19 protein-coding genes are annotated in these 22,135 nt (G+C 52.7%); 12 read left to right on the top strand and 7 right to left on the bottom strand.

The features are described 5' to 3' along the window. Window positions 1-22 precede the first annotated feature (22 nt). Window positions 23-946, bottom strand: a complete 924-nt coding sequence (locus tag ABIE64_RS11120; RefSeq protein ID WP_007090071.1) for a LysR substrate-binding domain-containing protein — start codon at window positions 944-946, stop codon at window positions 23-25. Between the two features lie 166 nt (window positions 947-1,112). On the opposite strand from ABIE64_RS11120, the gene ABIE64_RS11115 reads away from it, so the two are divergent. Both ABIE64_RS11115 and ahpD read left to right on the top strand, forming a co-directional pair. Continuing rightward, on the top strand, window positions 1,113-1,640 hold the full coding sequence (locus tag ABIE64_RS11115; protein ID WP_065701699.1) for a peroxiredoxin: 528 nt from the start codon (window positions 1,113-1,115) through the stop codon (window positions 1,638-1,640). A gap of 158 nt (window positions 1,641-1,798) precedes the next feature. After that, complete coding sequence (gene ahpD / locus ABIE64_RS11110) at window positions 1,799-2,335, top strand: alkylhydroperoxidase, AhpD family (RefSeq protein ID WP_065701698.1); 537 nt, start codon at window positions 1,799-1,801, stop codon at window positions 2,333-2,335. Window positions 2,336-2,420: 85 nt separating this feature from the next. Here ahpD and ABIE64_RS11105 read toward each other — a convergent pair whose 3' ends face one another. Continuing rightward, window positions 2,421-3,380, bottom strand: a complete 960-nt coding sequence (locus tag ABIE64_RS11105; protein WP_065701697.1) for a glycosyltransferase family 2 protein — start codon at window positions 3,378-3,380, stop codon at window positions 2,421-2,423. Between the two features lie 53 nt (window positions 3,381-3,433). On the opposite strand from ABIE64_RS11105, the gene asnB reads away from it, so the two are divergent. Further along, window positions 3,434-5,215, top strand: coding sequence for an asparagine synthase (glutamine-hydrolyzing) (asnB, locus tag ABIE64_RS11100; RefSeq protein WP_175484465.1), 1,782 nt, complete (start codon window positions 3,434-3,436; stop codon window positions 5,213-5,215). A 98-nt stretch (window positions 5,216-5,313) separates the two neighbouring features. Here the strand turns inward: asnB and ABIE64_RS11095 are convergent, their stop codons facing one another. After that, window positions 5,314-6,099 carry an alpha/beta fold hydrolase gene (locus tag ABIE64_RS11095; RefSeq protein WP_354377475.1) on the bottom strand — a complete coding sequence of 262 codons (786 nt, stop codon included), beginning with the start codon at window positions 6,097-6,099 and terminating at the stop codon, window positions 5,314-5,316. A 116-nt stretch (window positions 6,100-6,215) separates the two neighbouring features. Further along, a complete protein-coding gene (locus ABIE64_RS11090) occupies window positions 6,216-7,418 on the bottom strand; it encodes an aspartate transaminase (protein ID WP_065701694.1) in 1,203 nt (400 codons plus the stop codon). 306 nt (window positions 7,419-7,724) lie between these two features. Between ABIE64_RS11090 and uvrB the strand changes: the two genes are divergently transcribed. Together uvrB and ABIE64_RS11080 are read left to right on the top strand one after the other, a co-directional pair. Continuing rightward, entirely contained in the window at window positions 7,725-9,875 is a 2,151-nt protein-coding gene (uvrB, locus tag ABIE64_RS11085) for an excinuclease ABC subunit UvrB (RefSeq protein ID WP_354377474.1), read from the top strand. 212 nt (window positions 9,876-10,087) lie between these two features. Then, window positions 10,088-10,783 carry a substrate-binding periplasmic protein gene (locus ABIE64_RS11080; protein WP_354377473.1) on the top strand — a complete coding sequence of 232 codons (696 nt, stop codon included), beginning with the start codon at window positions 10,088-10,090 and terminating at the stop codon, window positions 10,781-10,783. A gap of 28 nt (window positions 10,784-10,811) precedes the next feature. On the opposite strand, the gene msrP is transcribed toward ABIE64_RS11080, so the two are convergent. Further along, complete coding sequence (gene msrP / locus ABIE64_RS11075; protein WP_354377472.1) at window positions 10,812-11,780, bottom strand: protein-methionine-sulfoxide reductase catalytic subunit MsrP; 969 nt, start codon at window positions 11,778-11,780, stop codon at window positions 10,812-10,814. A gap of 275 nt (window positions 11,781-12,055) precedes the next feature. Between msrP and ABIE64_RS11070 the strand changes: the two genes are divergently transcribed. From ABIE64_RS11070 to ABIE64_RS11040, 7 genes are all read left to right on the top strand, one after another. Beyond that, a complete protein-coding gene (locus ABIE64_RS11070; protein ID WP_341364804.1) occupies window positions 12,056-12,949 on the top strand; it encodes a LysR family transcriptional regulator in 894 nt (297 codons plus the stop codon). Between the two features lie 89 nt (window positions 12,950-13,038). Then, window positions 13,039-13,890 (top strand): putative hydro-lyase, encoded by an 852-nt coding sequence (locus ABIE64_RS11065; RefSeq protein WP_007090062.1) that lies wholly within the window; start codon window positions 13,039-13,041, stop codon window positions 13,888-13,890. A gap of 39 nt (window positions 13,891-13,929) precedes the next feature. Next, window positions 13,930-14,982, top strand: coding sequence for a TRAP transporter substrate-binding protein (locus ABIE64_RS11060; RefSeq protein ID WP_063093137.1), 1,053 nt, complete (start codon window positions 13,930-13,932; stop codon window positions 14,980-14,982). Window positions 14,983-15,012: 30 nt separating this feature from the next. Next, a complete protein-coding gene (locus ABIE64_RS11055; RefSeq protein ID WP_230729470.1) occupies window positions 15,013-15,561 on the top strand; it encodes a TRAP transporter small permease subunit in 549 nt (182 codons plus the stop codon). Then, entirely contained in the window at window positions 15,558-16,838 is a 1,281-nt protein-coding gene (locus ABIE64_RS11050) for a TRAP transporter large permease (protein WP_007090059.1), read from the top strand. The genes ABIE64_RS11055 and ABIE64_RS11050 overlap by 4 nt, the downstream gene beginning before the upstream one ends. A 133-nt stretch (window positions 16,839-16,971) precedes the next feature. Continuing rightward, the gene (locus ABIE64_RS11045) at window positions 16,972-17,655 is read left to right on the top strand and encodes a DUF2848 domain-containing protein (RefSeq protein WP_354377471.1); all 684 of its coding nucleotides are present in this window, start codon (window positions 16,972-16,974) and stop codon (window positions 17,653-17,655) included. 52 nt (window positions 17,656-17,707) lie between these two features. Further along, window positions 17,708-18,988 carry an amidase gene (locus ABIE64_RS11040; RefSeq protein ID WP_354377470.1) on the top strand — a complete coding sequence of 427 codons (1,281 nt, stop codon included), beginning with the start codon at window positions 17,708-17,710 and terminating at the stop codon, window positions 18,986-18,988. A gap of 80 nt (window positions 18,989-19,068) precedes the next feature. Here ABIE64_RS11040 and ABIE64_RS11035 read toward each other — a convergent pair whose 3' ends face one another. Next, entirely contained in the window at window positions 19,069-19,539 is a 471-nt protein-coding gene (locus ABIE64_RS11035; RefSeq protein WP_063093135.1) for a Dps family protein, read from the bottom strand. A 122-nt stretch (window positions 19,540-19,661) separates the two neighbouring features. Then, entirely contained in the window at window positions 19,662-21,749 is a 2,088-nt protein-coding gene (locus ABIE64_RS11030) for an elongation factor G (protein WP_354377469.1), read from the bottom strand. Between the last annotated feature and the right edge of the window lie 386 nt (window positions 21,750-22,135).

The raw sequence follows: 22,135 nt of genomic DNA, 5'->3' as shown, positions 1-22,135 counted from the left end.
TGGGCTGGGTGGTACTGCACAATCAGGCGACATGTGATCGTTCACAGGTTTCAAGTGTATTGCGCAAATAGGTCCCCAACTGGCGGAACTCCTTTTTACGGGCGGAACTGCGCCGCCAGACCAGTCCTATACGTCGAACCGGAACCGGATTCTGGAAAGGAAGGATGGCGAGAGAGTCGGGGCGGCGCGCCTCCACCTCCAGCGACATTTCCGGAAGCAGGGTGGAGCCGATCCCGGCCGATACCATCTGAACCAGCGTTGACAGGCTGTTGGCCTGGAAATCGGCAGATTTGCTCCAGCCGGCTTTCTGGCAGACTTCCAATGCCTGATCGCGCAGGCAGTGGCCGTCCTCAAGCAGCAGCAGCTTTTCATCCTTGATGTCGGTGATGTCGATTTTCTTTTTGCGCGTCAGCGGATTGTCCGGGCTACAGGCAAAAACGAATCTGTCTTCGAACAGGTCCATTTCTTCGAGCCAGTTTTCCTCGATCGGCAGGGCAATCAATGCGATATCAAGTTTTCCGGCGGCCAGAAGTTCTATAAGCTTGGCTGTCTGGTCTTCGCGCAGGAAGGGCTGCAATTTCGGGAAACCGGCCCTGAGGCGGTTGATGACATCAGGCAAAAGATAGGGGCCGATTGTCGGGATCACGCCAAAATTGATCGGACCTGAAAGGGGTTCGGTCGCTGACTGTGCCATCATGGTCAGTTCATCAACTTCCTGAAGAATATTTCGCGCCCGCGAGACAACTTCACGTCCAAGCGGCGTGATCAGGACCTGACGCTTGTTGCGTTCCACCAACTGGGCGCCAAGCAGGTTTTCAAGCTCGCTGATGGCAGCCGACAGGCTGGGTTGCGTGATAAAGCACGCTTCGGCAGCCCGGCCAAAATGGCCGGTTTCCGACAATGCGACCAGATATTTGAGCTGCTTTATGCTTGGTTGGGCAGCCATAAATTTTTCCTATCGAACATCGAAATTAATTCTATTGGTCTTAGTTAGTTCATTTAACTACAAATCGCCAGCAAGGAGTGCATTATTGCACTTGCGAACAAAATTTGTACGGCCTGTCGGGGGCCGTCTTTGGGATAAATTCAAACCAAGGTTAGGAGTAACCAATATGCTTACAGTTGGCGATACGCTTCCAGAATTCAATCTTACCGGCGTTTCGGGCAAAGGTCCTGACAGCTTCGTACCGGTTACCGACAAGTCCTATGAAGGCAAATGGAAGATTCTGTTCTTCTGGCCGAAAGACTTCACCTTTGTTTGCCCGACCGAAATCGTTGGTTACGGCGAACTGAACGGTGACTTCGAAGACCGCGATGCGGTTCTGCTTGGTTGCTCGACCGATACCGATTTCGTCCACGCTGCATGGCGTACCCACCATGAAGATCTGGGCGACAGCCCGTTCGTATGGCTGGCTGACGAGAAAAAAGAACTGTCGAACGCGCTTGGTGTTCTGGCCAAAGGCGAAGGTGTTGCTTTGCGCGCGACCTTCATCATCGATCCGGACAACATCATCCGTCACGTTCAGGTTAACGACCTTTCGGTTGGTCGTAACCCGCAGGAAGCCCTGCGTATTCTTGACGCGCTGCAGACCGACGAACTCTGCCCGTGCAACTGGAACCAGGGTGAAGCAACCCTTTAAGGTTTTCCAGACCGATTTGGATCCGGGCTTTTGCCCGGATCCGCTTTCAGTCCATCGGTGAAATTAATCCATGTGCCCGCAAAACTTGCGGTGTGCGCGATGGCTGAGGGCCTTTTTCAGTTTTGAATTTCATTCTTCAGTTAAAAGGAGATGCTTCAATGTCTTCCATTTCCGAAATCAAAGACGTCATGCCGGACTATGCCAAGGATCTGAAGCTGAACCTTAGCAGTCTTGCCAACAATCCGGGTATGACCGATCAGCAGGTCTATGGCACTGCCCTTGCGTGTGCCTATGCATCGCGCAACGCAAAGCTTCTGAAAGCTGTTGCCGCCGAAGCCAAAACCAAGCTGAGCGACGAAGCGTTTCAGGCTGCCAAGGGTGCGGCGGCGATCATGGGGATGAACAATATCTATTATCGGTTCACACACCTTGTGTCCGAACCGGAATACGCCACCATGCCCGCGCGCCTGCGCATGAACATCATCGGCAAGCCAGGCATCGACAAAGCCGATTTCGAGCTGTTCTCGCTTGCGGTTTCGGCGATCAATGGTTGCGGGATGTGCATCGACAGCCACGAGAAAGTTCTGAAAAACGCGGGTATCAAAAAAGAAACCGTTCAGAATGCTGTGCGCATTGCATCGGTGATCCATGCGGTCTCGGTTGTTCTGGATGCCGAGGATGCATTGGCGGAATAACTGCTCGTAGATTTGACCAAATTTAAAGAAAGGCTCCGCAGCAATCGCCGTGGAGCTTTTTGTTTTCAGCGGGATTGATTCGGGATTACTGGTTGTTTTGAATGCGAGGCGTCCATTCGGGGGGGCGCTCAGGCAATCCATTCGGGGTGAAAGCAGATAAACAATTATAAGTTGCCTTCTTTAAGTCTGAGGGAATGAAAAGTTTGGAATAGATATATCGTATGAAGTGTTTGAATGGGCTATTTCCAAGTTTTCGTGCATACCGATAAGCTCTTGAGCAGGAGCGCTTGTAAACTGCAATAGCGACATCGCGTTCATTCGGTAAAAGTTCGTGCGCAAAATAGTAAATGGCGCAAATAGAGTCATAGCGGCTACGTGCAATTTGCGATGAAAGTCTTCCGGGGGCTTCTTGAACCATCATTGCAACATTTTCTGTTATTAGAGAAATTTTTTCTGTCATTGCTGTCGCTCTGAGTGCAATAGTGTAGTCAGGGGAGCGTAAACGAGTATCGGCTCCGCCAAATTTTTCAAAAAGTGATTTTTTTATCAGCATACAGCTGGAGTTATGCGGAAAGCTTTTAATGAAGCGTTCTTGTGATTGTTTTCTATTCATTACAACATAATTATTTCTGTTTGTTTCCCCCATCTGATTGGTGGCGTCTTCTGATTGAGAAAAATACCCAAAGGATCCAATCACAAAATCGACTTTATTCTCTGTCGCGATTTCATACATGACCCGGGTCGACTCTCTACATGGAATGTCATCACCATCCAGCAGGCGAATCCATTCGTATTGTGCTGCAGAAGTTCCAACATTTGTGGCGACGGCTGCACCTTGATTTTCTTGTTCAATTACAGTGAACCCGCTCGGCAATAAATGACCGTGCTCATTTATCAAATCTACGGATTCATCCGAAGAGCCATCATCAACAAAGATGTATTCTACAGCCTCTGGCTGTATTGAGTTTTCAGCAGCCAGGCATTTTATGACGTCAAGGATATACGGTGCTTTATTGTAAACGGTTATTACGTAGGAAATTTTCATATTTTAATTTACTCGATGTGATTCTAATGTCGCAGTCACGAAGAGACTCATTTTTGGCAATAAAAGGTAGCGCTGGCAAGATGTGTGGAATATTTGGTCATACCAATTTGAGCATCGAGAATATTGAAGCTTCTCATCAGGCCCTTCACACATTGACCCACCGAGGCCCGGATAGCTGGGGGCATAAAGTTTGTGACTCAGTCTATGTCGGGCATCGACGGCTAAGTATTCTGGATTTGTCTGAAAATGGCTACCAGCCAATGGAGTCTGAAGGAATTTATCTTACTGTTAATGGTGAAATCTATAATTATCGAGAGCTACGCTCTCGGTTGATCAAAGATTTCAATGTAAAGTTTCGTAGTGATAGTGATAGTGAAGTTATTCTTCATGGGTATAAGCATTGGGGAGTTGATACTCTTCTGGCGGAAATTGATGGAATGTTCGCTTTTTCTATATATGACAGTAAGGATAAAAAGGTCATTTTGGCCCGTGACCATGTTGGTGTGAAGCCATTGTATTATGGTTTAATGAATGGCAATTTTTTTTGGGCTTCAGAGTTAAAGGCAATAGAAAAATTTTTAGGTGATGAAAATCTAAATATTGATCCAACTGCAATATACGATTTTATGACATATTCATATATTCCATGCCCAAAAACGATGTATCGGGATGTTTTTAAAATTGATCCAGGTCACTATGTAACTTTTTGTCTGGATTCTTTAATTGTAGAAAAGAAGAAATATTGGAGTCTGGATTTTTCTTATCGTAAAGATGTGACGGATTGGCCATCTTTCATACGTGAACATTTGGGGGAAGCTGTCAATGAGCAACTTGTCTCCGATGTTCCTGTCGGGTTTTTCTTGAGTGGAGGTGTTGATTCAAGCGCTGTGTGTTGCGAGGCGAGCAAGATTCTTCCCGAAATACAAACATTCTCAATTGGTCATGTTGATGAAAGCGATGATGAGTCACCTTATGCTCGGATGGTTTCAGATAGGATTGGTTCACGACATTTTGAAAAATTCTTCAGTCAGGATATCGCGAACGAGAATTTTGCTCTTTTAAAAACTTTTTACGATGAGCCATTTGGAGATGTTTCCGCGCTGCCGACAAACGAGGTTTGTCGACTGGCCCGTGAGCATGTTACCGTTGTTTTGACAGGTGATGGTGGAGATGAGCTGTTTGGCGGTTATTCTTCGTATTCTCTTGCTAAGAGGGTTTTCTCGAAGGAGCGTGTTAAATGGGCATGGTTGAGGCCAATCGCTGTATTTTTGAAAACTTATGCTCCTCATCGGTCTCTCATAAAGAAATCCCAGAGGTTTGAGGCTGAGATTCTTGAGGATCCAATGGAACGTTGGGCTGCTCTTAAAGGTGGGATAGTCAAAACAGATCGTTGGAAGAGATTATGGGCGAAGGCGCATAACATCCCGTCATCATACGATGATTATTGGTATTTCAGGAAGTTCGACAGGCCGGATCTCTCTCCGAGGACAAGAGCCCAATACATTGATTTTCATACCTACATGCACGATTCTGTTTTGACGAAGGTTGACCGCGCCAGCATGGCGGTCGCTTTGGAAACTCGTGTTCCTTTTTTGAGCAAAAAGATGATCGCGGCGGCTTGGTCTATTCCCGAAGATGTACGTTACGAGGGGAATGAGCTCAAGGCTGTTTTAAAAAGTGCATATAGTAATCAAATTCCGCACTCAGCGTTGTTCCGCAAAAAACAAGGTTTTGGCATCGGTAGAATTCGGAAGTCTGACCGCCTGTATGATCGAGCCAAAAACATTCCTAAGCAAATATTAGGAAAACTATTCCCGGATATTGTTTCTGGTTAATGTGTTTCTCTTTTCAATGTCGGCTGATTTTTCGAAGAAAAATTCTTAGATTCGACGTGCAAAATAAAAAAAAAGGTCCTGAAATAGAACCTTAATATCTAAGATAGAAAAATTGAAACTGCTTCAATGATCTGATCCGGTTGATCGAAATGCGGGATATGGCCGCAGTCGGCAAGGATCATTTTGGTCGCAGTACCGCTGACCTTGTCGCAAATAATGTGGACCTGCTCGTCGCTGCCGAACTGGTCGTCATTTCCCTGAATGACCAGTATAGGGCAGATGATGTTGGGCAGTTCGTCAATCATCTGCCAGTCGCGAAATGCCGGTTGGCGCCACGTATCGACCCAGGCACGGAATACGTCATCGGTCTGGAAGAAATGATGGCGTTCGAGTTTTGATTTCCAATCCGTACTGGCATAGATCGATGCCGCTTCATTGATCCCGGCAATCGTGACGTCCTCGACAAAAACATGTGCGGCTTCACTGATGACGGCACGAACATTTTTTGGGAACCGGGCGGCATATTTAAGCGCGATAGTGGCCCCGTCACTGTGGCCAAACAGGATCGGGCGATCAAGGCCAAGTTCCCTGATCAGGCCATGGAGATAGATATCGGTTTCCGTGTTGTGGAAATCGATGGGCCGCGGGATATCGTCAGGGCCGTGCGGATCGGATTTTCCGTGACCGCGCCGTTCGTAAACAATTACCGGATGGCCGGTTGCCGTGGCGAGCTTTGCCGGGAAATCGCGCCACATGCGGATGGTCCCTAGTGCCTCGTGCAGAAACAGCATCGTTGGGGCATCCGGCCTGACATTGGTCGGGATGATCTGCTGACAGGACAGGCTGATGCCGTCCACAGTGACGTAGAAATTCTCGTTTTGCATGGTGCGTCCGATTTATCGGTAATTTAGTGCGTAAATATTGAATTGGATAATGGACAAAAAAACGGGGCCCGGCAAGTACCGGACCCCGTCGAATTTTCCGTGATCGGAAAACCGGCTTATTTCAGCGCGGCACAGGCACGTTTGATGCGTGCGCAGGCTTCGGTCAGTGCCTCGGTCGAGGTGGCATAGGAAATGCGGAAATACGGCGCAAGACCGAATGCCGAGCCCTGAACCGCGGCAACGCCTTCGGACTCAAGAAGGTATGTCACGAAATCGGTATCGGTTTCGATGACTTTGCCATCCGGGGTTTTCTTGCCAATCGTGCCGGCACAGGACGGATAGACATAAAACGCGCCTTCCGGCTTTTTGCAGGTCAGACCTTCGCATTCATTCATGGCCTTGACGACCAGATCGCGACGTTCCTTGAACACTTCGGCGCGTTCTTTCAGGAAGTCCTGCGGGCCGTTAAGGGCTTCGACCGATGCGGCCTGACTGATCGAGGAGGTATGCGTGCTGGACTGCGATTGAACCTTGTTGATCGCCTTGATCAGTTCAGCCGGGCCTGCGGCATAACCAAGACGCCAGCCGGTCATGGCATAGGATTTCGACACGCCGTTACAGGTGAGCGTACGCGATTTCAGTTTCGGTTCGACCTGTGCGATGGTGGTGAATTCGAAATCGTCATAGACGAGATGTTCATACATGTCGTCGGACATGACCCAGACATTTTCATGTTTGAGCAGAACATCGGCAATTGCGCGCAGTTCGGCGCGCGAATAAGCGGCACCGGTCGGGTTCGATGGCGAATTCAGAACAACCCATTTGGTTTTCGGCGTGATCGCGGCTTCGAGTTCGGCAGCCGTGATCTTGAAGTCGTTTTCTTCCTGGCATTCGACAACAACCGGAACGCCTTCGGCCATCAGGGTCATGTCTGGATAGGACACCCAGTACGGTGCCGGAATAATGACTTCATCACCCGGGTTCAGCGTTGCAAACAGCGCATTGAAAAGCGTCTGTTTCCCGCCGCAACCGACGGTGATTTCGTCGATAGTGTATTCCAGGTCATTTTCACGTTTGAACTTCGCGACAATCGCCTTGCGCAATTCCGGAGTGCCAGCGACCGGAGTATATTTGGTCTTGCCAGCATCAAGGGCTGCTTTGGCGGCGTCTTTGATGTTGTCGGGGGTATCGAAATCCGGCTCGCCTGCGCCAAGGCCGATCACATCAACGCCGGCAGCCTTGAGTTCGGCAGCCTTGGTGGTGACAGCAATGGTAGGAGAGGGTTTGATACGGCTCAAACGGTCGGCAATAAACGCCATTGGTCTGTTTCCCTGGAATGAAATGAAATAGAAAGAATCGCTTTCTTTCGGTTCGGACCCTACGCCCGTGTTTAAAGCAATTCAAGGCAGTTTCGCGCCTTTTGCGGGTTCTTTGGGATGAAAACGGCCCGTCGCAGCATCCGATCCGAAAGTCATGACGATTTAACGCGATAGTCCGGTGCCTGTTCCGGCATTTTTTGTCCTGACGTCTCCTGACAACTGCTGACAGCAGTTGTCAGGGTCGGGGGTTGCGATGTTGTCGCGGTGGCCTATAACTATAGGCATGTCGAAAAAGGGATCGATCCGATGAACGCGCCGATACATGACGGCTTGCCGGAATTCTTGCTGAAACGCCGCCCGCCGGTTGCGGGATCGCGGGAATTCAAACTGGTGACGGATTACCAGCCCGCTGGTGATCAGCCAAAGGCGATTGCCGAGCTGATGGAGGGGATCACTCGCGAAGAACGCGATCAGGTGCTGCTGGGGGTGACCGGGTCGGGCAAGACCTTTACCATGGCCAACATCATCGCCAAAACGCAGCGACCGGCTCTTGTACTAGCCCCGAACAAGACACTGGCGGCACAGCTTTATTCGGAAATGAAGGCGTTTTTTCCGGAAAACGCGGTCGAGTATTTCGTATCCTATTACGACTATTACCAGCCTGAAGCCTATATCCCGCGTTCAGACACCTATATCGAAAAAGACAGTTCGATCAACGAACAGATTGACCGGATGCGCCATGCGGCAACGCGCGCGATTCTGGAGCGCAATGACTGTATCATCGTGGCGTCTGTTTCATGCATTTACGGTATTGGCGCGGTCGAGACCTACCTTGAGATGACACAGCGGATTGCGGTTGGCGATGAGGTTGACCGCAACCTGATCATGAAGCGGCTGGTCGAGTTACAATATACCCGAAACGATGCCGCATTTTCGCGCGGGACATTCCGGGTGCGTGGTGACGTTCTGGAAATCTTCCCGGCCCACGCCGAAGACCGGGCATGGCGTGTTTCCATGTTTGGTGACGAGGTCGAGGAACTGGCGGAGTTTGATCCGCTGACCGGGCACAAATTTGCCACCATGGACTCGGTCACCGTCTATGCCAATTCGCACCATGTCACACCGCGTCCGACACTGGTGCAGGCAATGACCGGCATCAAACAGGAACTGAAAGACCGGCTGGCGCAGTTCCAGCAGGAAGGCAAGCTTCTGGCGGCCGAGCGGATCGAACAACGCACGATGTTTGATCTGGAAATGATGGAAACGGTCGGGCATTGCAAAGGGATTGAAAACTATTCCCGCTGGCTTTCGGGCCGCAATCCGGGCGAACCACCGCCGACATTGTTTGAATATCTGCCGGAAAATGCGTTGCTGTTTGTCGATGAAAGTCACGTTGCCGTGCCGCAGATCGGCGGCATGTTCAGAGGTGACTATAATCGCAAATTCACCCTGGCCGAACATGGCTTCCGCCTGCCGAGTTGCGTGGATAATCGTCCGCTTAAATTCGAGGAATGGGAAGCCATGCGCCCGCAAAGCGTGTTTGTGTCAGCAACGCCGGGCAATTGGGAAATGGAACGCACGGGCGGTGTATTCACCGAACAGGTCATTCGCCCGACCGGTCTGATTGATCCTGTTTGCATCATTCGTCCGGTGGAAACACAGGTCGATGATCTGCTGGCCGAGGCAAAGGCATGTGCCGCCAAGGGGCAGCGTGTTCTGGTCACGACGCTGACCAAACGCATGGCCGAGGATCTGACCGAATATCTGCATGAGCATGGGGTGCGGGTCCGTTACCTGCATTCGGATATCGACACACTGGAACGGATCGAAATCATTCGCGATCTGCGGCTTGGCGTGTTTGATGTTCTGGTCGGCATCAACCTTTTGCGCGAAGGTCTGGATATTCCGGAATGTGCGCTTGTTGCCATTCTGGATGCGGACAAGGAAGGTTTCCTTCGGTCGAAAACATCGCTGGTGCAGACCATCGGGCGTGCGGCGCGTAACATTGATGGCCGGGTCTTGCTCTATGCCGACAAGATGACCGACAGTCTGGAATATGCGATTGGCGAAACCAACCGCCGCCGCGAAAAACAGATTGCCTATAACGAAGCCAATGGCATCACGCCAGAATCCGTGCGCAGCAAAATCCGCGATGTTCTGGAAAGCGTTGCCGAGCATGATTACGTCACGGTCGATACCGGCGTTTCGGGTGATGTCCTGATCGGGCACAATCTGCGTGCGCATATCGAAGACCTTGAAAAACGCATGCGTGAAGCCGCTGGAAACCTTGAATTCGAGGAAGCCGCCCGCCTGCGTGACGAGATCAAGCGCCTTGAGGATCAGGAACTTGGCCTTGCCAATGCCGGGCCGATGGCACGCAGTATTGGGACCGTCGGGCCAGGGTCAAAATCGGCCAACAAGTCGAAATACAAGGGGCGTCGGCGCAGCGGACCTTGAGGCCTGTTCGTCTGGATAGTTGTCTGACATTTCAATGTAATCATATAAGTTGATTCTAATTGAATGGCCTTGAATTTTTAGACTAAGGAAGCAGCCTTTCGTTGAAATCGATCAGCTAGCCGGTCTACCGGACGGAGACGCTTTTGCCGGGCTTTGCGCACCGCCTGATTGCATTATGTGCCCTGATTGTCTTGTGCGGGGGCGGGAAGGCTGTGCTTGCCACAGAATTGCTGGTTGCAATAAACGATGCGCCGCCTTACCGCATTGTTGCCGGGGAAGGGCAAGAGCCGGAATTTTCCGGCATATATGTTGAAGTTCTGAAAGAAGCAGCTTTACGTGCCGGGCATACTTTGCGGTTTGATGTGGTTCCGTTCCGTCGGGCCCTTTATCTGATGGAAGAAGGTGGGGCGGATATCATGCTGGGACCGAACCGTTCGGCAGAGAGGGAGAAATTCATGTATTTCTTCGATGCCGCACTGCCCGACGAACCAAAAGCGATTTATCAATCGGCATTAACCCCGGATATCAGGCAGATTCAAGAGCTGGCAGGCCAGCATGTCGGCGTGCTTCGCGGTGCGTCCTATATCGATGCGCTGTCGTCCGAAGAAAGTATCGAATGGGTGGAAGCAGCAGACTATCTCACACTGTTTCGGATGCTCAATCAACAGCATGTCGACGCGGTCATTGTGCCGGAATTGCTGGCAGCGGATTTGCTGAGCGACAAGAATCTGGCGGTGCGCAAGGCAAGTCTGGTGTTGCAGGGCGAACCTTCCCTTATCGGTCTGTCGCGTAAGTCGCGGTTCTTTCTCAGCCGGGAATATCGCAGTCTTGAGAAAGAACTGATCAACATGCGCGACGATGGCACGTTTAATGATATTTATCGCCGCTACGCGGGATCGGGGTCATGAGCCTCACCGATCCCGTGACCTTTGGCCGTTACATGAACAGTTTTTCGTCTTCCATGCCCTTGTAAAGATCCGCGACATATTCCTCGTAGCCATTGTAAAGCTGTGTCGGGACTTCATCCCCGGTCGTAAGCAGGCGTTCCTGTGCCTGACTCCAGCGCGGGTGGGGAACTTTTGGGTTCACGTTGGCCCAGAAGCCATATTCGCCGTCGTTAAGCTGTTCCCAGAAACTGACGGGGCGTTTGTCGGTAAAGGTAAATCGGACAATCGATTTGACGTTCTTGAAGCCGTATTTCCACGGAGTGACCAGACGCAACGGCGCACCGTTCTGTTTGGGAAGCGATTCGCCGTAAATGCCGGTCGCGATCATTGCAAGTTCGTTGGTGGCCTCGCTGATTGTCAGGCCTTCGATATAGGGCCATGGATACCAGAACTGCCGCAGGCCCGGCATGGTGTCCTTTTGTTCCGCAGTTTGCATTTCGATGTATTTTGCACCTGAAAGCGGTTTGGCATAATCGACCAGTGCCTTCATCGGGAAACCTGTCCAGGGCACGGTCATCGCCCAGGCTTCTACGCAGCGGAAGCGATAAACGCGTTCTTCCAGCGGCATTTTGCGCACCAGATCCTCAAAATCGATTTCAATCGGTTTTTCAACCATTCCGTCAATCTTGACCGTCCATGGGCGGATTTTCATCGCCTGTGCAGCATCGGAAATGAATTTGTGCGATCCGAATTCATAGAAGTTGTTATAGGTCAGCGCCTTGGATTTATCGGTAATGGCGCGATCAACAACGTAAGCTGGATTGCGCAGCGCCGGATAAAGATCGGCGGTGGGATCGGATCCCTGGGCCAGTGCGCGACCGATGGGCAGGCTGGTTGCTGCGGCGCCGATTGATCCTGCAGCAATGCCCTTCAGAAACTGGCGACGGTTTTTGTAAACGGATTCCGGGGTCACATCGCGTTCGGCGATTTCCCAACCCTTTTTGCGGCGTATCAGCATCTAACCCTCCAAACTGGCTGTGTTCAATGTCGAAGGAAAAGGCGCTTTGGGCAAGTAACGCCTCGGTGAGGGGGGAGTGATGAGCATTTCTGGTGTTGTGCAATTAAGCCAGAATGCCCGGAAACATATCTTTTCTATGGTCATGTTTTGCATACGATCCCAAAACCGCGATGGATTGATCGTGCCAGATGATCGGTTGCAGGGTATTGTGATCTTAAATCAAACGATCCGACTGACAGGATCGACGATGCAGTTGCTATTTGGGGAACGAAAACGTGTTTGAATTCAAAGATATCGAGATTCTGCAGGATATCGTCAAGGCAGGGGGCTTTCGCGCGGCGGCCCAAAAATATGATCTGTCCCAGTCGGCGATTTCATCGCGGGTTTCCGCACTCGAGAAAAGGCTGGGCATCATGCTGTTTGACCGGTCCAACCGGCAGGTGCGTCTGACGGCGGCAGGTCTTCGTTTTCTTGAAGAAGCGCAGCGTTTATCGCGTGCACGTGATCGTATCTGGCAGGAATTGACCCATCCTGGGGAACTGAGCGGCACGGTCCGCATTGGCGTGGCGGAAACCATCGTCCATACGATTCTGACCGATATGTTGAACAAGCTCAAAGACGATTACCCGAAAGTCCGTTTCGAACTGTCGGTTGATACATCCGGCCAGTTGGCGATGACCATGGCCGACGATGCACTTGATGTTGCGATCATGTTGCGGGAATCGGTGCCGCAGGGCGCGGTTGCCGCCGCCCTTAAGCCGGTTCAACTGGGCTGGTATTGCACCGGATCGATGGAATTGCCCGATCATCCGCTGTCACTGGCCGAGCTTGCCGAACATGCAATTGTTACCTTCCCGAAGGGAACGCCACCGTTTCGTGAGGTCGAAAGCATCTTTTCCGCACCCGATATTTCACCGCCTGCATTACATGGATCGGCGTCACTTTCGACCGTAAAACACCTTGTCGGCGGGGGATTTGGTATTGGTGTTTTGCCGTCCCTGATGGTCACAAATTCCGTTTGGGATGAACATATTAAGGCGATCCCGGTGCAGGACGACGCCCGGCTGACCGACCTTCATTTCGTGATCAGTTACTTCCCGGAACGCAACCGCGAAATAGGCGAGGCGGTGATCGAGGCGGCCAGATTGTTCGATCAAACTGATCTATAAATTAGATCATAAATTGACAAAAATGATTTCTTGACAAGATCGGTTGAGTTTCTCAAGCTTATTGCGAGGCTGAGAACAGGACCGAATAAATGAACGCGACAAAAAGCGCATCTTGTTCCCCGACAACCGTTTCGGAATCTGCATCGACGATATCGCCACTGGCCTTGCGCCACGCAATTCGTTCCGGAAAACATCGGGGCACCACGACTGGCTATGCATCTGGGTATCTGCAGGGCAATCTTGCGATCCTGCCGGCAAGCCATGCCGACGAGTTTCTTAAATTCTGTGTCAAAAACCCGAAATCATGTCCGTTGATCGGCATGTCCGAACCGGGTTCACCGTATATTCCGGAACTTGGCACCGATCTTGATATTCGTACCGATCTGCCGGGTTATCGCGTGTTTCGTGGAACAATCGATTTTGAAAGTGTTTCCGATCTAACCGCGGTCTGGCGCGATGATCTGGTAACCTTTGTTCTGGGCTGCTCATTTTCGTTCGAGGCAGCAATTACGCGCAGTGGTGTGCCGCTGCGTCATATGGATGCCAACCGGAACGTTCCGATGTATGTGACCAATATTGCGACCACCCCGGCCGGGCGTTTTCATGGCCCGCTGGTGGTTTCGATGCGGTCCTTCAAACCCTCCGATGCCATTCGTGCCATTCTGTATTCTGATCGTTATCGTCTGGCGCATGGTGCGCCGGTTCATATTGGCGATCCGGCCAGCATTGGCATTTCCGATCTCATGAAGCCGGACTTCGGCGACGAACCTGTCGTGAACGAGGGGGATATCCCGGTTTTCTGGGCCTGTGGCGTTACGCCGCAAATGGCGATCCGCAATGTTTTGCCGGACCTTGCCATTACGCATGAACCCGGTCTGATGCTGGTGACGGATGTCCTGGCAGAAGCCGCGGAATTTTCACTACAGACAAAGACCGCCTGAAATCACAAACAAAACCCAGCTATCAGAGAGGACCATCTCATGAAAAAGACAGTATCATCGTTACTTGCCGTTTCGGCCCTTGGTGCAGGCATGATGGCAACCCCGGCCTTTGCCGAAGACCTTGCCGTTGTCGGCAGCTGGAGCAGCCTGCCACTGAACAAGCAGTTTGAAACACCATTCTGGACCGAAGAACTGCCAGCAGCATCGAACGGCGAAATCAATGTTCAGATGACCACCCATGATCAGATGGGCATCGGCGGCGGTGACGTTTTCCGTATCCTGAATGACGGTGTTTTCGATGTTGGCATGACGGTTGCCGATTATGCGGTTGGCGATGCCCCGGAACTTGAAGGCCTTGACGTGCCGCTGGTTGCCAATACCGCCGAAGAAGCGCAGGCAATGGTTGAGGCCGCCCGCCCGATGGTCGAGGATATCTTCAAGGAACGTTTCAATTCCAAGGTTCTGGCAATTGCCCCGTATCCGCCGCAGGTCGTTTTCTGTAAAGGTGACGTGACGTCACTTGAAGACCTTAAAGGTAAAAAGGTTCGTGGTTCGGGCCGCATGACCACCAAGTTCCTTGAGGCACTGGGTGCCAACGGCGTCAATGTTGCGTTTTCCGAAGTGCCGGGCGCGCTTGAACGTGGTGTAATTGACTGTGCCGTTACCGGTGCCGGTTCGGGATACAGTGCCGGTTGGTGGGAAGTTTCCGACCATCTGATGACCATTCCGCTTGGCGGCTGGGACCCGGTCGTAACAGCGATGAATTTCGACAAGTGGAACAGCCTGTCGCCGGAAATGCAGAAACTGATCACTGATGAAGTCAATTCCAAGTTCGAAGCCCCGGCATGGGCCGCGGCCGCAGGTGCGCTTGAAGCCGACATCGCGTGTCTGACCGGTAATGGAACCTGCCCGGCGGGTGATCCGGCCAGCATGACCCTGGTTGAGGCATCTGATGCCGATCTTGCCAAGGCCAAGGAAATCCTGACGACTGTTGTTTTGCCGGAATGGGCCGAACGCGCCGGTGCGGACTGGGTTAAACGCTGGAACGATACAGTTGGCAAAACCGTCGGTGTTGCCGTACCTCTGAGCTAAGCAGAAAACCAGCCGGAGGAGGCCGCAACCGTGACTACCTCATTGATTGCGGCCATCCGCCGCATTAACCGCATGATCGCGTTGCTTGTCGGACTTGTTCTGACAGGCTGCGTGATCCTGATCATCGCAGATATTCTTTTGCGTGAAGTCGGCATTTCCTTTGGGGGTGCGGATGAAATATCGGGATATGTGATGGCCGGGGTTGCCAGTTGGGGCATGTCGTATGCCCTGACGGAACTGGCGCATGTCCGCATTGACCTTATCCGTTTGCGCCTGCGCCAGCGTGGCAAGGCGATGCTTGATCTTCTTGCGATCATTGCCCTTGCCGGAACGTCGATTGTTATTGCCGTTCAAAGCTGGCCGGTTCTGCAAAAGACGATTGAACGCGGGTCACGCGCCAATACCCCGCTTGAAACACCGTTATGGATACCGCAATCGATCTGGCTTTCCGGCTGGATATGGTTTGCCGTGTGTTCAAGTGTTCTGGTGATCCTGACATTGTCGCTTCTGATCAAGCGTAACCTTGAGCAGGCCGACGCGCTTGTTGGTGCCCGCTCCGAACTGGAGTTGGAAGCATGATCTTTACAGTTACCGCATCGCTTCTGGGGCTTCTGGCCCTGTCCATTCCGGTCGGGATTGTTCTGTTCCTTCTGGGGTTCGGGGTTGATCAGCTGTTTTCGCCTTTCCCGCTTTTACGCGGGCTTGGGCAGGTGGTCTGGTCATCGTCGAATTCATCAACCCTGATCGCCATTCCGTTCTTTGTGCTGCTTGGGGAAATTCTGGTGCGCGGGGGCATTGCCGAACGCACCTATGAAGCCCTTGATAAATGGTTTTCATGGCTTCCGGGCGGATTGATCCACGCCAATATCGGTACCGCGACGATGTTTTCGGCAACGTCGGGATCATCTGTTGCGACGGCGGCGACGGTGGCAACCGTTGCCATGCCGCAGGCCGAAAAGCTCGGTTATGATCCGAAACTGTTTTCCGGTGCGATTGCCGCGGGTGGGACGCTTGGCATCATGATCCCGCCTTCGATCAACCTGATAGTCTATGGCTTCCTGACCGAAACATCGATCCCGCGTCTTTTCCTTGCCGGGTTGATCCCGGGGCTTCTGATGGCGGTGGCCTTCATGATGGTCACGGCGATCCTGTGCAAGATCAAGCCGACCCTTGGCGGCACAAGCCGTTCATTCACCTGGTCGGAGCGGATCGGCAGCCTGCAGCATCTTCTGCCGATTGTGGTTCTGTTCCTTGTGGTGATCGGGTCGATCTATGCCGGTTGGGCAACGCCAACTGAATCGGCCGCCGTCGGGGTTGCGATTGCGATGCTGATTGCGGCATTCAATCGCGGTGTTTCCCGCGAAATGATCGAACGCTGCCTGTATGGCACGGTTCGGATCACCGCGATGATCATGCTGGTGATTATCGGGGCTTATTTCCTGAACTTTACCCTGACTGCCGCAGGCATGGGGCGCGAGCTTAAGGACCTTCTGACCGGTTTGAATTTTTCGCCGATGGGGACTTTGATGGTCGTGATCCTGCTTTACATCGTGCTGGGTTTCTTCATTGAAACCCTGTCGCTGATGGTGGCGACCATCCCGATCATTGTGCCTATCATGACCGGCATGGGATTCGATAAGGTCTGGTTCGGAATCCTCCTGATCGTTCTGATCGAGATGGCCCTGATCACACCGCCTGTCGGACTTAATCTTTACGTTGTGCAGGGCGCACGCAAATCAGGTCGATTGTCCGATGTGATGCTGGGCGTCATTCCGTTCGTTCTGGTGATGCTTGCCATGATCGCCCTTCTTGTCGCGGTGCCGTCCGTCGCCCTGTTCCTGCCCGACATCCTTTGATCCGGTCGGGATAAACACGCGCGACAACACGCATCATGTCTTGATCTTTTGTGCCTTCGGGGCGGACCGGGAACCGGTGCGCAACCGCCAGATGCGCGCAAAATTTGTAAAAATCAGAATTGGGATAACGCAAATGCAGATGAATTTTATCCTTGATGGCGGTGCCGTCAGCTTTGAAATCGGCCATTGCACGGTTGCTGGCTGGACCGGCCGCGATGCCAAGGCGATCCAGCATCACATTGACGAACTGGCCGCCATCGGGGTCAAACCGCCTTCGACCGTGCCGCTTTATTACCGCACATCGTTTGGCATGCTGACCCAAGCACCGGTGATCGAGGTGGTTGGCAAAGGCACATCGGGCGAGGTAGAGCCGCTGGTGATTGCAAAGGATGGTGTTTTGTATCTTGGACTGGCATCCGATCATACCGACCGCGAACTTGAAGCCCATTCGGTTGCTCTGTCAAAGCAGATTTGCGCCAAGCCGGTCGCCAACACGATTTGGAAATTTGACGATGTTGCCGATCATCTGGAACAGATCGAACTGAAATCCTGGATCCGTGAAGGCGACAGTGATGAATGGGGTCCATATCAGGAAGGCACGATTGCATCGATCCGTCCGCTTTCCGATCTGATCGAAGGTTCGGGGCTAAAGTCGGCAGGGACCAGTGGCAAGGCGGCTGCGATGCTGTGTGGAACTTTTGGTGCGAAGGGCGGGGTGCGTCCGGCACGTTCGTTTAAAATGACGATGCATGACCCGGTACGGGGGCTGAGCATTACGCACAGCTATGACATTGTTGAATTGCCTGAAATCGCCTAGGCTCGGTTTCAGAAAATTTCCATAAAAATCAGAACGTAACGGAGGCAGCCCGATGGGTGCGATCATCGACAAGGCGAAGGCGGCAATCGACAGGGTCGATCAACTGGGCGATTTGGCAGCCAGGATTTTCACCGAGTTTGACCGCGACCGCATTTTGCGTGACGCCGCGGCGGCTGAAGAACGCGCGGTGCATTCGGCAATAGCCTTGCCGTTGGCCGGTATGCTGGTTTCGGTAAAGGACCTTTACGACGAGGCCGGTGTCACCACCACGGCAGCATCAAAATTGTTGCAGGGGCGTCCGGCAGCAACGCGGGATTGTGAAATCATAGAACGTATCAAGGCCGCCGGTGCCGTGCCGTTTGGTCGCACCACGCTAAGCGAATTTGCCTATTCCGGTGTCGGGCTTAATCCGCATTACGGAACGCCGGGCAATGTGTTTGACCCTGAAGGCATTCCGGGCGGGTCGACATCGGGCGGTAGTTTGACGGTTGCACTTGGTCTGGTCGATATCGCGCTGGGTACTGATACCGGCGGATCGGTTCGCATTCCGTCGGCGATCAACGGGCTTTATGGCTATAAGCCCAGCCGTTTGTGGATGTCGGGCGAAGGCATTCAGCCGCTGGCCAAAAGCTTTGACACGGCAGGGCCGCTTGCCGGTGATCTGCAAACCGCCATAACCGCGTTTGAAGTCATGTCGGGCAAAACCGTCCCCGCACAGGATGGCAAACCCGCCCCGATCAAAATCGGTGTGCCGGCCCATGCCTTTGTGAATGATCTTGATGACCGGGTGCGGGCGGATTTTGATGCTGTTTGCAAAAAGCTGGCAAATGCCGGACATCAGTTGATCGAGATTGATCTGGGCTTTTTGGCCGAAAATGCCGTGATCAACAAAATTCTTGTCGCGGCCGAGGCGCATAAAATCTATTCGCGGGATTTCAAGGCGCTTGAAACTTGTGGCGATCCGCGTGTTTTGAACCGGATGCGTTTCGCCGATACGCTAAGTTCGGCAGACCTGATTGATGCCTATGCCAAACGGACCGACGTGATTGCGATGTTCAGTTCGGCCATGGCGGATGTCGATGTGATGATTTCACCAACCTTGCCGATGATGGCCCCCAAGATCGCCGAAGTCGAAGCCGACTTTGATCGTTTGAATGCAATGATGTTGCGCAACACATCCTATCTGAACCTTTCGGATGCGTGCGCGATTTCAATCCCGGTTCCTGTTGGTGATGGTGTGGCACCGGGGGCGTTGATGATTGCGGCACCGCACGGGCATGACTTTGCCGTTGTGCATGCGGCGCGTCGGATTGATCCGCTGTTGCGCCGATAGGGTTTGGTTGGTGAAGCCGGATACGAAGAAGGCCCGGAAATCCATCCGGGCCTTTCTTGTTGAGCACGACGTTTTGCGTCTTAGCCTTCCAGCAGGGAACGCAACATCCATGCGGTTTTTTCGTGGACCTGAATGCGGGCGGTCAGAAGGTCCGCGGTGGCGTCATCGTCTGACGAGTCGCAGATCGGATAAAGCGAACGCGCGGTCTTGATCACGGTTTCATGACCTTCGACCAATTGCGCGATCATGTCCTTGGCGGCAGGTACGCCAGTTTCTTCGGGGATTGACGAGAGCTTCGAATAGGCCGAAAAACTGCCCGGTGCAAAGGCCCCCAGCGACCGAATACGTTCGGCAAGTTCGTCAATCGCCATGGCCAGTTCGGTATATTGCTGTTCGAACATGGTGTGCAGCGTCTGGAACATCGGCCCGGTCACGTTCCAGTGGAAGTTATGGGTTTTGAGATACAGCGCATAAGAATCTGCCAGAACGCGGCCCAGACCGTCGGCGATTGCAGTGCGGTTGGTTTCATTGATTCCGATATCGATCTGCATGTTGTCACTCCGGTTAAATGGGGCACATGCCCGAAGGTTTTCTCTTTGTCTACAAAGAGTATCAATCATTGGAAAACTTTACGCCAATCAATAGTTTAATGATTAGCGATAGATCAATTCTATTACTTTTTATGTGGTCTTTGTCGGGCGCTGACGATCAGGTCGGCCTGTTTTCCCGCAATCTCCTGCATGTGCGAGAAACTTCGCGTGAAAAAGCCCGTGCCCTGTGTGAGTGACCGTAATTCCATCACCATGTCGCCGGTTTCGGATGCCGGCATCTGCACGTCGATTTCGTCCCATCCCTGCCAGTCATCCTTGGCGCTGAAACCAAGGATTTGTCCGCGTCGGGTGCTGACCAATCGCTGGGCTTTTGACGTGAATTCGGACGGAATTGAAATCGCATATCTTTCGATGGGTTCAAGCAGGACAGACTGTCCTTCTTTAAGCGCTTCGGCGATGGCAATGCGCCCGGCCATCTGAAACGCCTGATCGGAACTGTCGACCGCGTGATAGGACCCGTCAACCAATTCAACAGCGATGTCGACAACCGGAAAACCGAGCGGCCCGGAACGCGTGGCGTCGCGCACCCCTTTTTCGACAGCGGGGATATATTGCCGGGGAATGGCTCCGCCGACGATCCGTTCAGTGAATGAAAAACCTTCGCCGCGTCCAAGGGGTTTCACTTCGATCTGGGCATCGCCAAACTGCCCGTGACCGCCGGTCTGCTTTTTATATCGCCCGCGCGCCTGGGCCGGTTTTCGTACGGTTTCCTGATAGGCGGTTTCAACAGGCCGGGTTTCGATTTCAAGGTGATAGCGGCTGCGAAGCTGCGCCAATGCGACCTGAAGATGGATATCACCATGCCCCCGTAAAACAAGTTGGCCGGTATCGTCGCTGTGAACGAACGACAGCGACCGGTCCTGTTCGCACAGATGGCGCAATGCTTCGGTCAGTTTGACGTCATCACCGGGCTTGGTGACTTCCAGCCCTGTTTCATAAAGCGGGGGCAGAGGATCGGGCCACAGATTATCCATTTCACCATCGGTGGTGCAAAGCGAGCCGGTTCGTAGATGATCAATGCGCGGCAGGCCGATGATGCTGCCAAATGTGCCGATATCGAACTTTTCGTGCTTATCGCCAAAGACCTGACACATGCCCGCAATCTTGTCACGGCCTAGTGTGTCGCCATTCTTTAGCTGTCCCGAAAGGACGCGCCCATAACAAAACCGCCCCGCATGGGGCAGATGAACAGTTTTGAAAATCTGGACGGCGGCGACGTTATCTTCCGGCTCAATGCCCAGGCGATGGGCGCAGACATCTGCATTGGGGGCCTCGTGGCGCAACGCCTTTAACAACCGGATGATCCCGTGATCATGTTCGGCAGAACCGAAAAAGACCGGAACAATCAAATCCTTGGCCAGATCTCGTTCAAGATTGTCATAGATCGTTTCTGTTGCCGGTTTCTGATCTTCTAGAATCTGTTCAAGCAGGTTGTCGTCAAAATCTGCCAAAGCTTCGAGCAACCCGTCGCGGACTTCTGTTTCGCGATCCTTGGCATTGGCGGGCAGCGTGATCAGTTTCGACGGTTGCCCTTCCAGATATTGATAGGCCCGTTCGGAAACGACATCGACGAAACCGGTTATCGTATCGTCAGGCCCCTTGCCATCGCGGATTGGAATTTCACGAAGAACAAGTGGGCGTTCCGAAATTGATTGCAACGCATAAAGACTGTCGCGCAGGCGGATGCCGCCATGGTCGGTTTTGTTGATGAAAATCAGGTGCGGAATGCGGTTGCGATCAAGAAATTTCAGGGTCGGTGCGGCGATCATGGCGCGTGTCGGATCGGGTTCGACCACGACGATTGCAACATCGCATATCATCGCGGCTTCGCGGGCATCCTGTGCAAAGTCGACAGAGCCGGGGCAGTCGATGAAGTGCCATTCCTCGTCAAGATAACGGGTTTGGGCAGCTGTCATTTCGGTGCTCATGTGCCGTTCGCGTGCTTCGGCGGTTGCATCACCGATTGTCGTGCCATCGCGAACGCTTCCCTTGCGGTGGACGCGGCCGGTTGCGGCAAGGAGGCTTTCAAACAGGCTGGTCTTGCCGCTGGAATAGGGGCCGATCAATGCTGCGCATCGCGGAACGTGCCGGGGGCCTGAGGGGGAATTTGTGGCGTCATCTTTGTCTTTTGTGTCTTTGGACGGGGGCATGGACATCTCCTTGACGCATCATGGGACGCAATGGGACCGGTCCGCGCATGGAGGTTGGTTCTGTTATCGCCCGGTAATGTTTGGCGGTTCCATGTGCTGCTGCCAAGGTGGCAACCGGTCTGGACGTTTCGCGGGCCCGGTTTGTGCCGGGTCTGTTTAGTGCGTGATGTCCGGTCTGCGTTGGCATGCGGGGCAAGGAGGCGGTGCCGGGAGTTAATGCAGGTTCATGCGGTATTTCTGATTGGCACATTCAGGCCAATGTGAAACCGGACAATCTTCAGGATAGATCATTATTGTTCATTTCGCTATCACGGGTTTGGAGTATCCGTGCCTCTTTTTGACCATAATTCGCCCTCAAATGGCCCTATGCGACCTGTTTTCCTGCC

Source organism: Thalassospira sp. MBR-102, from assembly GCF_040549275.1.
GTDB classification, from domain to species: domain Bacteria; phylum Pseudomonadota; class Alphaproteobacteria; order Rhodospirillales; family Thalassospiraceae; genus Thalassospira; species Thalassospira xiamenensis.
The sequence above is the reverse complement of the archived record's forward strand: the minus strand, read 5'-3'. Positions and strand labels throughout refer to the sequence as shown.